Source organism: Flindersiella endophytica, assembly GCF_054779015.1.
The window spans coordinates 32,362-44,888 of record NZ_BAAGYY010000013.1 but is presented as its reverse complement, the minus strand read 5'-3'; the positions used below and the strand labels follow the sequence as shown (position 1 = coordinate 44,888).

Annotated in this window: 16 protein-coding genes; 7 read left to right on the top strand and 9 right to left on the bottom strand. The window is 68.9% G+C overall.

The window, feature by feature from the left end; genetic code table 11:
- Nucleotides 1-246: 246 nt before the first annotated feature.
- The 6 genes from ACYVF6_RS12450 to ACYVF6_RS12425 form a co-directional block, all read right to left on the bottom strand.
- A complete protein-coding gene (locus ACYVF6_RS12450) occupies nt 247-879 on the bottom strand; it encodes a substrate-binding domain-containing protein (protein ID WP_460521622.1) in 633 nt (210 codons plus the stop codon).
- A gap of 16 nt (nt 880-895) precedes the next feature.
- The gene (locus tag ACYVF6_RS12445) at nt 896-1,687 is read right to left on the bottom strand and encodes an ABC transporter permease (RefSeq protein ID WP_460520443.1); all 792 of its coding nucleotides are present in this window, start codon (nt 1,685-1,687) and stop codon (nt 896-898) included.
- Complete coding sequence (locus ACYVF6_RS12440) at nt 1,684-2,412, bottom strand: ABC transporter ATP-binding protein (RefSeq protein ID WP_460520441.1); 729 nt, start codon at nt 2,410-2,412, stop codon at nt 1,684-1,686. Before ACYVF6_RS12440 ends, ACYVF6_RS12445 begins: the two co-directional genes overlap by 4 nt.
- Nucleotides 2,413-2,545: 133 nt before the next feature.
- On the bottom strand, nt 2,546-2,842 hold the full coding sequence (locus ACYVF6_RS12435; protein WP_460520439.1) for a PadR family transcriptional regulator: 297 nt from the start codon (nt 2,840-2,842) through the stop codon (nt 2,546-2,548).
- Nucleotides 2,843-2,928: 86 nt separating this feature from the next.
- Nucleotides 2,929-3,315 (bottom strand): hypothetical protein, encoded by a 387-nt coding sequence (locus tag ACYVF6_RS12430; protein ID WP_460520437.1) that lies wholly within the window; start codon nt 3,313-3,315, stop codon nt 2,929-2,931.
- A 27-nt stretch (nt 3,316-3,342) separates the two neighbouring features.
- Nucleotides 3,343-3,855, bottom strand: coding sequence for a hypothetical protein (locus ACYVF6_RS12425; RefSeq protein WP_460520435.1), 513 nt, complete (start codon nt 3,853-3,855; stop codon nt 3,343-3,345).
- Between the two features lie 350 nt (nt 3,856-4,205).
- On the opposite strand from ACYVF6_RS12425, the gene ACYVF6_RS12420 reads away from it, so the two are divergent.
- Together ACYVF6_RS12420 and ACYVF6_RS12415 are read left to right on the top strand one after the other, a co-directional pair.
- Complete coding sequence (locus ACYVF6_RS12420) at nt 4,206-4,856, top strand: ATP-binding cassette domain-containing protein (RefSeq protein WP_460520433.1); 651 nt, start codon at nt 4,206-4,208, stop codon at nt 4,854-4,856.
- The gene (locus ACYVF6_RS12415; protein ID WP_460520431.1) at nt 4,853-6,382 is read left to right on the top strand and encodes an ABC transporter permease; all 1,530 of its coding nucleotides are present in this window, start codon (nt 4,853-4,855) and stop codon (nt 6,380-6,382) included. Before ACYVF6_RS12420 ends, ACYVF6_RS12415 begins: the two co-directional genes overlap by 4 nt.
- Before the next feature lie 71 nt (nt 6,383-6,453).
- Here the strand turns inward: ACYVF6_RS12415 and ACYVF6_RS12410 are convergent, their stop codons facing one another.
- The 3 genes from ACYVF6_RS12410 to ACYVF6_RS12400 are packed head-to-tail and all read right to left on the bottom strand — an operon-like array spanning nt 6,454 to nt 8,935.
- Nucleotides 6,454-7,005 carry a DUF2231 domain-containing protein gene (locus ACYVF6_RS12410; RefSeq protein WP_460520429.1) on the bottom strand — a complete coding sequence of 184 codons (552 nt, stop codon included), beginning with the start codon at nt 7,003-7,005 and terminating at the stop codon, nt 6,454-6,456.
- Between the two features lie 41 nt (nt 7,006-7,046).
- The gene (locus tag ACYVF6_RS12405; protein ID WP_460520427.1) at nt 7,047-8,261 is read right to left on the bottom strand and encodes a sensor histidine kinase; all 1,215 of its coding nucleotides are present in this window, start codon (nt 8,259-8,261) and stop codon (nt 7,047-7,049) included.
- Nucleotides 8,258-8,935 carry a response regulator transcription factor gene (locus tag ACYVF6_RS12400; RefSeq protein WP_460520425.1) on the bottom strand — a complete coding sequence of 226 codons (678 nt, stop codon included), beginning with the start codon at nt 8,933-8,935 and terminating at the stop codon, nt 8,258-8,260. Before ACYVF6_RS12400 ends, ACYVF6_RS12405 begins: the two co-directional genes overlap by 4 nt.
- A gap of 126 nt (nt 8,936-9,061) precedes the next feature.
- Here ACYVF6_RS12400 and ACYVF6_RS12395 point away from each other — a divergent pair, with 126 nt between their 5' ends.
- Genes ACYVF6_RS12395 through ACYVF6_RS12375 form a run of 5 tightly spaced genes read left to right on the top strand, consistent with a single transcriptional unit; the run spans nt 9,062 to nt 12,396 of the window.
- Complete coding sequence (locus ACYVF6_RS12395) at nt 9,062-9,412, top strand: hypothetical protein (protein WP_460520423.1); 351 nt, start codon at nt 9,062-9,064, stop codon at nt 9,410-9,412.
- Nucleotides 9,409-10,359 (top strand): FAD:protein FMN transferase, encoded by a 951-nt coding sequence (locus ACYVF6_RS12390; protein ID WP_460520421.1) that lies wholly within the window; start codon nt 9,409-9,411, stop codon nt 10,357-10,359. The genes ACYVF6_RS12395 and ACYVF6_RS12390 overlap by 4 nt, the downstream gene beginning before the upstream one ends.
- Entirely contained in the window at nt 10,356-10,919 is a 564-nt protein-coding gene (locus ACYVF6_RS12385; protein ID WP_460520419.1) for a ferric reductase, read from the top strand. The genes ACYVF6_RS12390 and ACYVF6_RS12385 overlap by 4 nt, the downstream gene beginning before the upstream one ends.
- 5 nt (nt 10,920-10,924) lie before the next feature.
- Nucleotides 10,925-12,184 (top strand): NADH-ubiquinone oxidoreductase-F iron-sulfur binding region domain-containing protein, encoded by a 1,260-nt coding sequence (locus ACYVF6_RS12380; RefSeq protein ID WP_460521620.1) that lies wholly within the window; start codon nt 10,925-10,927, stop codon nt 12,182-12,184.
- Between the two features lie 5 nt (nt 12,185-12,189).
- A complete protein-coding gene (locus ACYVF6_RS12375; RefSeq protein WP_460520417.1) occupies nt 12,190-12,396 on the top strand; it encodes a ferredoxin in 207 nt (68 codons plus the stop codon).
- The last annotated feature ends 131 nt before the right edge of the window (nt 12,397-12,527 follow it).

Sequence of the window (12,527 nt, the reverse complement as noted above, 5' to 3'; positions counted from 1 at the left end):
GGGTGCGGATACGCCCGCGAGGTCCGTTCGCCGACCTCAAAGCCTTGGGACGGCAGGCCGGGATGCCGGTTCCGAGGTTCGCTGTGTTGGCTGGCATATCGGTGCCCGACTCGGAGACACCAGCATCGGCGGCGGCAACAGACCCGTCGGAGAGCGAGGTTGCGGCACTCCGACAGCAGGCTCGGCTCGCCTTTCGCGACGCACGGCTGTAACGCAAGCCCTTGCAGAGCACACCCAGAGAGTGGGCTATGGCTGTTTTGGCGGGGTCGTGACGGCCCGGAGGTAGCCTGCGGCGGCGGCGCGGGTGGTTACGGTGATGGGGAGGACGATGTGCTGGAGAGGCATGGCGTCAGCGCCTTGTCTCATTCGTTCGCCGACGATGCGCATGGCCTCCCGGCCGAGCTGCCGTGACGGTAGTGCCGCAGCGACGGTTGTGATCGGCAGCGGGTCGAGAGGGCCGGCGTTGTCCATGCCGGCCAGCTCCATCTGGTCTGGGATCTCGATGCCGAGCTCCAGCAGATTCTTCGCGGCTGCCGCGAGAACGAAGCCGTTCGCGCACAGCAGTACGGTCGGCGGATCGGCATGGTCGAGCAATTCCCGCATGTAGGTGGGATGTGTGCCTTCGGCATAGGTCCAGTAACGGCGAAGTGCGGAGAACTCCGGCGTGACCGGCAGCCCGTGTTCACGCAGGCTGTGCTTGTAGCCGGCCAGCCGATCCTGCGCGCTCGTGCAGTCCGTCTCGCTCCAGAGGGCGGCGATGCGCTCGTGGCCGAGCTCGATCAGGCGGTTGGTGAGCTCGTTACCAGCAGAGCAGTAACCGTCGACAACCCATCGGGCCTGGCGTACACCCTCACCGGCTGCGCCTGACCTGCGTGCGATCTACGGCGTAGGCCGGCTATCTGCGTTGGGTTTTCGGGAGGCGGGGGAGTGGCAGGAGTCGGTGGTCCGGAGTGAAGAGGCGGCGTACGAGGCCGAGTGTCATGACCGCGGTCGTGGTGGCGACCGAGCCGAGCACGAGGAACATCACGACTGCTTGTACGAGCACCGCCTGCACCGGGGGTACGCCGGCGAGGATGAGCCCTGTCATGGCGCCGGGGAGGAACACCAGGCCGGTGGCCTTGGTGGTCTCGATCTGCGGGGACAATGCCGCGCGCAACGCCGTGCGTACGTAGGGCGTGGCCGCCTGCCGGGAGGCGTGCCCGAGAGCGAGCCGGGCCTCCACCTCGTCGCGTTTGTCGCGCAGTTCGTCCACCAGCCGGCGAGCGGCGAGCACGGTGGCGGTCATGGAGTTGCCAACCATCATCCCCGCGATCGGCACCAGGGTGCTGCTCTGCAACGGAATCACGCGCAGGCCGAACACCACTCCGAGCGTGACCACCGCGGCCGCGGCGAACGCGAGAACAGTCAAGGGCACGATCTTCGGCACCTCGGGCGCTCGCCGCCGGGCGACATCGCCGGCGTAGACGACCATGCCGACGATCCAGAGCCACGACCACAGCAGAGAGCGGCCCGGCTCCAGCAACAGCGTCAGGGCGGCGCCGACCAGGAGCAACTGGACCAGCGCGCGGGCGGCTGCCCAGGCCACCTGCCGTTCCAGACCGAGCCGTTGCCACATCGAGACCGACGCGGCCACCGCGACCAGTGCGAGCGAGGTGGCCAGGCCGGAGAGTCCTACCGGGTCGTTCATGAGCCGGCCTCCCTGCCATCCGGACGACTCTCTGGTGGGCTGCCCGCTGCCCCGTCCGCCGGCCGCGGGAGGTCCTCGACACCGGTGCAGCGTCCCCGCTCGATCCGCAGCACCCGATCGGCGATCCGTTCCACCTGTGCCTGGTCGTGCGTGACCCACAACACCGTCACGCCGTCGCCGGCGAGCTCGCGGGCTGTCCGTTCGATGATCCGGGCCGCCTCGTCGTCGACCGCGGAGGTGGGTTCGTCCAGCAGCAGGACCTCGGGCCGCGTGATCAGTGTCCGGGCCAGACACATCCGCTGGGCTTCGCCGCCGGACAGGGTGGTCGCGTCGCGGTCCAGCCAGTCACCCTCGTCGGCGCCGGTGAGCGCCACCCGATCCAGCGCGTCCTTGATGGCGGCCTCGGTTGCCTCCGGAACCGCGACGCGCAGATTGCCAGCGACGGTGCCCGGGAACGGCGTGGGCCGTTGGAAGACCATGCCGACCTGCCTGCGCAGGCGTAGCGGTTCCAGGCCTGTGATGTCGTGGCCGCGGAACAGCACCCTGCCGGCGGTCGGCACCTCCAAGCGGTTGCACAGGCGCAGCAGGGTGGTCTTGCCCGAACCTGAAGGACCGAACACCGCGGTCAGACCGTCACCCGGAACGACCGCGGTCAAGCCGTCCAGGGCGCGGGCCTCGCCGCGTTGGACGACGACGTTGTCGAAGGCGAATCCGGTCTCGTCCACCTCCGCCTCCTTCCCCGGTGACACAGCCATGGTATCGCAATGCGATATCGAGATTCGATATTGATGGCAGGAGATGGCGATGGCGTTCACGGGCGAGCTACGTTCGCGCCGGCCGGCCTACTGGCCGGGCACTTCACTCACCGAGTACTTCGCGGGCTAGCTCGGCCAGCGCCTTCCGGTCTTCCGCCAGTGCTTTCCGGCCGGCCCTGGTGATGCGGTACGTGCGCCGGACTCGTCCGTCGACGACCTGCTGCCTCGACGTCAGCAGCCCGTCGGTCTCCAATCGGTGCAGCGTGGGGTACAACGTGCCTGGGCTGATGTGGTACCCATGCCGGGCCAGCTCCTCGGTCATCCACGCGCCGTGGATCTCGCCCTCGGCGGCATGATGCAAGATGTGCAGCCGTATCGCTCCCCGCTGGAACTCCCGCACGTGCTCCGACCTCCGTCGTCCCAGTGGTGACGTTTCCGATATCGGCTACCGATTCTACGACGTCCTACCGACGAGCGGGACGGGTGTCAGGTTTCGAAGAGCTGGAAGAACAGCGGGAACGTGCCGAGGATTCCGAGCGCCAGCAGAACGCCTGTCGCGGTGAGGACGCGGGAGTTGAGCTGGGCCCGGGTGCGCAGCGCCAGGTGCAGCACGATCCAGGCAACGATCCAGATGGTCACGGTGATCAGGACCTTGCCCGAGAGCGGACCGACCGAATCGCTGAACGTGAGCCAGTCCTTGACCGTCGTGCTGACCTCGGCGAGGGTCGTAAGCAGGCCAAGGGTGAAGGCTCCCACGCCGGCGGCGACGAGGGCGGCGGCGGCCGGGCCTTCTGGTCGGCCGGCCGTTCCGGCTCGGTGAACTGGTGTGCTCTCGGCGGCGTGCGGGGGCTCGGTCTTCTGGGTGTCGCTCATGGTGGTCTCCGGCGTACTTGATGGATCTCACTGGACGGGTGCGGCTTTGGTGATCAGGGCGCCGAACAGTCCGGCCACTCCGGCGATGGCGAACGCGACGACGAGCGCGGCCATCGCCAGCCGGCGAAGCCGGTCGTTGCGCGCAAGCGCGGGACCGTAGTAGATGACGATGAAGGCGGCCACGGTCGCCAGGATCGGGCTGATCCAGGCGATGTGTTCCTTCCACTCCATGGCGAACGTGTGCCAAGCCTCGGTTGACGGGCTGGCCAGCAGGGTGGAGCGCGGGCTGTCTGCGGCGGGATCGCGGTACCAGGGGTAGACGATCCAGGTGCCGGTGATGACGGTCAGCCAGGCCAGCACGGCCATCGATGTGGTGCCGATACCGAGCCGGCGGATCGACTTGCGTACGCCGGCGATGGTTTCGGTGGCGACTCGGGCGGCGTGCAGCTCTGCCAGTGCGCCGGCGAAGGACAGCAGGAACAGGGAGCCCAGCACCATGCCATGGATCAGGCCCCACAACTCACGTGCGGTAAGGTCCATTGGACGACCTCCTTTCCTCCAGAGGGTCCTGTCCACGACGGCGCTGACGATAGATGCCATCGGCCCCACTCAGCACGGGCGAACGCCCCAATTCCCATCGGACGTAGCGCCGTCGCACTGTCGCCATCAACCGTGAGCGAGTAACTCACCACCAACGCGAGGTCATCCGCCAGGAAGCCAATGGGCCCGTCGCTCGGCAGGCCGATAGACACCACGCCGCCTATACCCCTACGGGGTAGGGGATACCTGCCCGGCGAGCGATGACGTTCGGCGCTTTCGCATGAGTGCTGGCCGAGGGGAAGGTGAAGGGGTCACGGAAGAAGGGCCCGGGAGGGATGATGGCCGAGGTCGTGTTGAGTGCTGTAGGGCTCGAAAAGGCCTACCTGCGAGGGATCTGGCCGGTCCGCCGACGAAGGACCGTTCTGACCGGCGTCGATCTCGGCCTGCGAGCCGGCGAGGTCGTCGGGCTGGTCGGCGAGAACGGGTCGGGAAAGTCCACGCTGATGAAGATCCTGGTGGGCGCGCTGGCGGCCGACGCCGGCGCGATCACACGGGAGGGCCGGCTGGGGTACTGCCCGCAGGAACCCGTGGTCTACGAACGGCTGACGTGCGACGAGCACTTCGAGCTGTTCGGTCGCGCTTACCGGATGACGCTCGAGGCCGAACGGGCGTCGCGGCGGAAGCTCTACGGCGCTCTGGGATTCGAACGTTACGCACGTACCCGCGCGGATCAGCTGTCGGGCGGCACGTTGTCCAAGCTGAACCTCGCGCTGGCGTTGCTCGCCGACCCGGAGGTCCTGTTGCTGGACGAACCGTACGCCGGCTTCGACTTCGACACCTACCTGCGGTTCTGGGACCTGGTGGCCGACCGCCGCCAGGCGGGCCGCTCGGTGCTGATCATCAGCCACTTCGTCACTGACGAGGAACGCTTCGATCGCATCGTGGAGTTGCGGGACGGCAGGGCGGCCGAGCGGGGAGTCGTCAGGGGAGCAAACCCATGAGCGGCCTGCCGTTGGTGCGGAGGTTCCTGGCCGACTACGCACGCAATCCCGTGAACGTGTTGATGCTCGTGCTCGTACCTGTGGTGTTCGTGGTGGTCGCCGCGGGCCGGCTGTCGGAGGTCGCCGAAGTGCTCGGGGCTCCAGGTGGACCCACGGGTTTCGTGGCTTCGGCCGGCTGGGCGGCGGGCTTCCTCGCCGGCATCGCGATGTACTTCCAGGTACGCTCCGCGCGGGAGGCCGACCGGCGCCTGGTACTGGCGGGGATGCACCCGTGGCGGTTCGTGGCCGCTCGGATGGTGACGGGCTTCTGCCTTGCGGTGCTGGCAGCCGCGGCCGCGCTGGTCGCTCTGGTCGCTCGTACGAATGTCGCCGCGCCGGGAAGGGCTGTCACCGGAGCGGTGCTGTTCGCTCTGATCTATCTCGCGATCGGCGCCCTGGCCGGCGCGACCGTACGCAACCCGGTGAACGGAACCGTGCTGGTCCTCCTGATCTGGATCATCGATGTCTTCTTCGGCCCGGCGATGGGCATGAAGGACCGCGAGGCCACCCGATGGCTCCCCACTCACTACGTCACGCTATGGATGATCGACCTGCCCTCCGGGCACAGTGGCCGGCTGGGTGATCTCGGTTGGGCGCTGGTCTGGCTGCTCGGCGCGCTGGTCGCCGGTGCCGTCGTGGTCGCTGTGACAAGCAGGGTGGCGAGGAGATCTCGACGGTTGGCACGCGCCGGATCGATCCCGGCGCAGCTCGCCGTCACCCTGCGGATGGGACTGCGTGGGGCGCTGCGGAACCTGACGTTCTGGGTGCTGCTGGTGGCCGTTCCCGCCATTTACATCCTCGGCTCGGTGCCGATCACGCCCGACGGCTCGGAGCCGATGAGTGTGGTCGAAGGCGGCCGCGAGGTGCTCCGGATGTACTGGTTGCCCGACGTTCATCCCGCAACGATGGCTCCGATCGGGGTCGGATCGCTGGCGGCACTGGCCGGGCTGTTCCTGGTACTCGACACCCGCACCGGTGATCGCCGGTTGACGCTGGCGGGAACCCCTGTCGGCGTCGTTCTGGCGGCGCGGATATTTCTCGTGGTGCTGGCCTCTGTGGTTGCCGCGGCGGCCGCGATCGGAGTCACCGCTCTGGTTTTCGACGCGCGGCAATGGGTTTGGTACGCGCTGGCCAACGTGCTGGTCGCCGTGACCTACGGGCTGATCGGCGTCGTACTCGGGCCGCTGTTCGGCCGTGTCGCGGGTGTCTTCATCGCGTTCCTGGTGCCGTTCCTCGATCTCGGGATCGGGCAGAGTCCGATGCTGCGATCCGGCGTACCGGAGTGGGCGGAGTTCCTGCCCGGATACGGCGCCTACCGCGTCCTGCTGGATGGCGGGCTCACCGCGTCGTTCGACGAGTCCGGCGCACTGCTGCTGGCGTCCGGCTGGCTCGCCGGACTGATCGTCCTTGCCACGCTGGTGTTCCGGCACGGCCTGTCCCACGTCCCCGTCCAGGCGGGAGCGGAAGCTGTGCGTCGTAACGGATGAGGCCCTCAAAGGGGGCGCCGGCGAGGCGTGACCGTCAATATGTGAGGGAACTGCGTGTGGGCGACCGCTGTTCAGTCGTCGTCATCGTCGGCGTGGGAGGGGGCGACGTAGTGGGTGTCTCCCCACGCTGCCCGAGCCCCGGAGTCGCCGATCCGTAGGACTTGCACGCCTGTAAGCAGCGCGAACGCCACGGTCGTCACGGCCAGCACGCCGGCCACTGGTCGGTGCCACGACCTTCCATGGCCCTGCGTGGCATCCGGTTCGGCGGCGCGCCGGGTGCGCGACGACCGATACCAGTCGAGCCAGACCATCGCGGTCACCGTCACCAGCATGGGCGCGACGAAGACCAGCAACTGGTCGCCGAGTTCGGCATGACTGGCGATCGACCGGTCTGATGGCAGCCGGTCACGCAGGCCTTCACCTGTGCTCGTGGCCAACGGCACGCATGCGGTGGCGACAGCTGCCAGCGCCACCGCCGGCCAGCCGTAGCGTCGTCGTGCCGCCGGCCAGACCGCGACCGCGACGCTCGCGAGCACAGCGATCGGTACGAGCACAACGACCGCGTGCACGATCAGGACGTGCAGGGGGAGACCCGTGATGAACGTCGGAATCGCAAGCGTCATACCGGCGATGATCGCGGTGCGTTCTGGGAAGAATCTTGGAGTTATCCGGGTTTCAGCGGAAGCACCAAACGCAGCCGTGCGCCGTTGCCGGTTACGTTCGCGGCGGTGACTTCGCCGCCGTGGCGGGCTGCGATGTCGCTGACCAAGGCGAGCCCGAGACCATAGCGGCGCTCTGCTCGAGCGTCCGCCGGCTCGGGTTGGCTCGTGGCGAAGCGTTCGAAGATGCGAGGCAGGATGGCCGGGTCGATGCCTGGGCCGTCGTCGACGACTTCCACAACCGCCAGAGCCCCCTCGGAGCTGGTGGTCACGGTGACCATCGAGCCGGCGTGCCGAACCGCGTTGTCCAGCAAGGCCGTCATGGCGCGGCGCAAGGCGGTCGGTGCTCCGGTCACGGGCAACGGACCGTTGCTGTGGAAGGAAAGCCGGATCGAACGGTCTCCTGCGGTGCCGGAGGAGGTGGCGACGGCTTCCTCGGCGAGCGTCGCGAGGTTCACGGTCTCCTCTACCCGGTGCGCGGTGGTGTCCGCGGCGAGCAGCAGGTCGTCGAGGATGGCAGTGAAGTGCTGTGCGTCGGCAACCACACCGGCCGCTTCGTCGGTCAGGTCCCGCGGAACGTTCTGCCGCAGCAGGTGCCGGTGGAGAAGCTGGACCCGGGTGGACAGCAGGGTCAAAGGGGTGCGCAGCTCGTGGCTGGCGTCGGAGACGAACCTGCGTTGCAGCAGGAGCGCGTCGGCGAGCGGCCGTACAGCACGCCGGCCCATCCATACGCCGGCGAGGGCGGCCAGCAGCAATCCCAGCCCGCCGCTCAGGAGAAGGGCAGCCGCGAGCCGGTCGCGCTCGGTGTGGCTGGCTGTGAGGTCCAACGCTGCCTGGATCGTTCGTCCGGCCTTCCGCATGGTGTAGATCCGGAACTCTCTGCCGCCGGCGAAGTAGTCGTTGGTGCCAGCCGTGCCGGTACGGGCTGTGCGATCCAGTGCGGCCTCATCGGGCAGGCCGGACGGAAGGCCAGGAGTGGCCTCCTGGCCGTGGGCGTCCTGCACGATCAACCAGACTCCGGCCGGCGGGTCGACGACGTCGTCAGTGCTGACGGCGGCCTGCTCCAGCAACGTCCGCGCCGCCCGTTGCTGCCCCTGCACCATGACGAGGAGGGCCAGGGTCGACAGCACGACGACGATCACCGCCGCGCACAGGCCGACCTGCAACCCGAGACGCCAACTCGTACGCCGCAGCATCACGGCGTCCCGGGTGTAGCTCATGATGCTCCAAGCTGGTATCCGCGTCCGTGCACGGTCGTGATCACACCGCGGCCGAGCTTGCGCCGCAGGTAGTGCACGTAGGTGTCGACGACCGCCTCGCTCTCGGCCTCCGGGAACGCCCGTGCGAGCAGGTCCGCGCGACTGAACACTCGGTTGGGATACGTCGCCAGCAGCGTGAGCAGGGCACACTCCCGCTCCGACAGCCGAACCGGCCGATCGGCACTGCCTCGCACCTGGCGGGTCTGGGGATCCAGCCGGCGGTTGCCGACCGGGAGGTACCGCGCGTCCTCGAGGTGCCGCCTCCGCAGGGCGCGCAGCCGCGCCAGCAACTCGTTGATGTCGAACGGCTTGCCGAGGTAGTCCTCGGCGCCGGCGTCCAACCCCTCCACACGGTCGACGGGATTGGCCAGTGCCGACAGCACGAGTACCGGCGTGGTGACGGCACGGGATCGGATCCGGGTCAGTACATCGAGGCCGTCGATGGCGGGCAGCCCGCGGTCGAGGACGATGACGTCATAGGCGCGGCTCAGCGCCAGGTGCAGTGCTCGTTGCCCATCGGCGGCGAGGTCCAGGGCGTAACCCTCCTCGGTGAGCAGCACGGAGAGCATCTCGGCCAGATCGCCATCGTCCTCGACAAGCAGCAGCCTCGGCTGCTCGACCACGGGGCTCTCCATGACCCCTATCTTGCCCACTCAACGGACACAGCCGGCTGCTTCGGCCGTCACAGGATTTTCCCAGAAGCCGCGCGAACACTGGTCGCACAGTCACAAGTGGACTAGACCACCGGAAGGAGCAGGCCGGTGAACCGAGTACTGCGCGAACACCTGGCACGGCGTGAATCGGGCCGCCGCCGGGTCACCTGGATCACGAAACTGAGCGCGATCGTCGCCGCAGCGGTCGCGGTCGCGTTCGGTGTCGGCTTCGCCCACCAGCCGAGCGCGACCAACAGCAGCACGGGAACCTCGGACTCCCAGCCGGTGGCCCCACAGACCACCACCGACGGCTCCGGAGACGAGTACGGCGACGGTTCCGACGAAACCGGCCAGGACAACTCTCAGAGCGACTCCGGAACGCTGCAGCCGCCAGTCCGGCTGCCGGACTACAGGCAGAACGATGGCCAGGCAAGCCACGGCTCGTCAGGTGGGTCGTGAACATCGGACGCGTCGCGTTCTCCGCGCTGGGGACGAGAGCCGAGCTGGTCCTGACCGAGCCGGCCCAGCTGCCCGCCGCCGAGTGCGTGCTGCGGCAACGCCTCGAGGAGTTGGACGCGGCCTGCAGCCGCTTCCGCGCCGACTCCGAACTGTCAGGTCTGCAGCAGCGAGCCGGAACCCGCGTACGCGTGAGCCGGCTGCTGTTCGATGCCCTGTCCGTCGCTCTGCGGGCCGCGCGGCTCACCGAGGGCCTGGTGGATCCGACTGTCGGTGACGCCATCAGCCGGCTCGGGTACGACCGCGACTTCGCCCTGCTCGACCGTGACAGGTCTGTCCCTTCACATCCCGCGACACCGGTGCCGGGCTGGCAGCGGCTGCGGCTCGATCCGGTCACCCGGGAGGTGCTGATACCACAAGGGGTGCGGCTCGACCTCGGTGCGACCGCGAAGGCCTGGGCGGCAGACCGGGCGGCAGCAGAGCTCGCGCGCCTGGCCGGATGCGGCGTACTCGTCGGACTGGGTGGGGACATCGCCGTCGCCGGCCCGCCTCCCGCCGAAGGCTGGCGGATCGTTCTCGGCGAGGACCACGCCCGTACCGACCCTGATCGCGACCCGACCGTCGTGATCGGTTCCGGTGGGCTCGCGACCTCGAGCACAACCGTCCGGACGTGGCGTCGGTGTGGTCGCGTCCTGCACCACATCGTCGACCCACGTACGGGAGACCTTTCCGATCCGGCGTGGCGCACCGTGAGCGTGGCCGCCGCGACGTGCCTGGACGCCAACACCGCCACGACCGCGGCGATCGTGATCGGCCATGACGCTGCCGGTTGGCTCGCCCAACGCGGATTGCCGGCGCTGCTGATCTCGGTCGACGGCGAAGCCACAGCAGTCGGCGGCTGGCCCGCTGACCCGAGAAGGCCCTCCGCCACAGAGCAGCGTGCGTCGTGATCGCGCTGTGGTATGCCAGCCGTGCCACCGGGATCGTGGCGCTGCTCCTGCTGTCGGCGGTAGTGGTGTTCGGACTGTTGAGTGGCGCACGGGTCTCCGGCCGGCGATGGCCGCGCTTCGCCGTGGCCGGCCTGCACCGCAACCTCACGTTGCTCGCCGTGGCGTTCCTGGTCGTGCATGCTTCGACCGCCGTGATCGACACCTACGCCGGCATCGGCTGGCTCGACATCCTGATCCCGTTCGTGTCGGCCTACCACCCGTTCTGGCTCGGGCTCGGCGCGGCCGCGTTCGACCTGTTCGCCGCATTGGTCCTCTCGAGCCTGTCACGGCCGTGGATCAAGGTGCGGTGGTGGCGTGGGCTGCACTGGGTCGCATACGTGTGCTGGCCACTTGCCTACCTGCACGGAATCGCGATGAGCGACAACGACCTGCGGTCGCCGTGGGTTGTCGCACTGATGGCCTGCTGCGCACTGGCCGTCTCCGCCGCCCTGACCGTACGGCTCTGGGTTCGCCACCCCGACACCGAAGCGCGGCAGCACGAGCTCCGGGAGCGGCGGTGAACGCGATGATCGACGCTGCCAACGACGCCGCCGGCGCTCGTCGGGCACCCGCGGACTACCGGCTGCTCGGAGGCTGGTGGGAGACCGGGCAGACCGCCGATCTCGCCGCCCACCAGGCCAGATATGGCCCGGCGCCGCTGCTCGCGTATCGGGGGAGGGAAGGCCGGCAGCGGCTGATCGAAGCGGTCGAACGGGCCGGCCTTCGGGGCAGGGGCGGCGCTGGGTTTCCGACAGCCCGCAAGCTGCTGGCGGTCGCCGCCGGTAGTCCGGGCGCGACGGTGGTCGTCAACGCCTGCGAAGGCGAACCAGTCAGCGGGAAAGACCAGGCGCTGCTGACCGTCGCCCCTCATCTCGTCCTGGACGGCGCTCAGCTCGCGGCGCACGCCGTACGTGCCCGCGAGGTGATCATCTGCCTGCACCGGGGTGGCGTCCTCCTGCCGCGGCTGCGGGATGCGATCGCCGAACGTGGCTCCGGGATCCGGATCGTCGAGGTTCCCCGCAGGTATGTCGCCAGCGAGGAGTCGGCCCTGGTCAACCTGATCAACACCGGTGACGCTCGGCCCACGAGCAGACCACCGCTGCCCGTTCAGCGCGGCGTCCGCGGCAGGCCGACGCTGATCAGCAACGCTGAGACGCTGGCACACCTCGCGCTGATCGCCCGTCACGGGCCGGACTGGTTCCGCGAATGCGGAACCGACGACCTCCCGGGTACGGCGTTACTGACCATCTCCGGTGCCGTCGGTGCACCCGGTGTGTACGAGGCGGCCGGCGGAAGCCCGATCGGCACGGCCCTCCAGCTCGCGGACGCGGACGCCGGCCAGGCCGTCCTCACCGGTGGCTACGGCGGCACCTGGCTTCCGATGCCGTACGCCGCGGCGGTGCCGCTCACCCATCAAGGACTCGCTGCCGCGGGTGCGGCCATGGGCGTAGGAGCACTGTTCGTGCTTCCAGCAGACACCTGCGGACTGACCGAGACCGCACGCATCCTCGACTACCTCGCCCGCGAGTCCGCCCGGCAGTGCGGGCCGTGCATGTTCGGCCTGCCCGCCATCGCCGAGGACTTCCGTCGGCTCGCCATCGGTGAACCCGGCACCGGTACCGAACAACGGCTTCGCCAACGGCTGGACGTCATACCCAGGCGAGGCGCATGCCGGCACCCCGACGGCGCGGTCCGGCTGGCCCGTAGCGCGCTGCTCACGTTCGCCGCCGACCTTCGCCGTCACACCAACGGCCGCCCGTGCATGTATGCGATGAGCGGGTGGTGAGCTCGATGAGCCGGCCACGACTCAGCGTCGACCCGATCGCGTGTCACGCCCATGGCCTGTGCGCCGAGCTCGTCCCCGAGCTCGTCGAGTTGGACGAGTGGGGTTACCCCATCATCGTTGACGGAGACATCGACCGGCGGCTGCGCGCGCACGCCCAGGAGGCCGTCGCCGCCTGTCCCACCCTCGCGCTCAGGCTCACCCATGGCGACTGAACGCCGTGGCTGGTCTCGTGAGCTCCCTGACACCACCACTTGACGCCGCCAGCCAGAGTCGATCCGGACTGCTGGATCGGCCGGTTCTGCCTCGTCGGCCGCACCGGAGGTGACTTCTCTCCTCTGCGAGC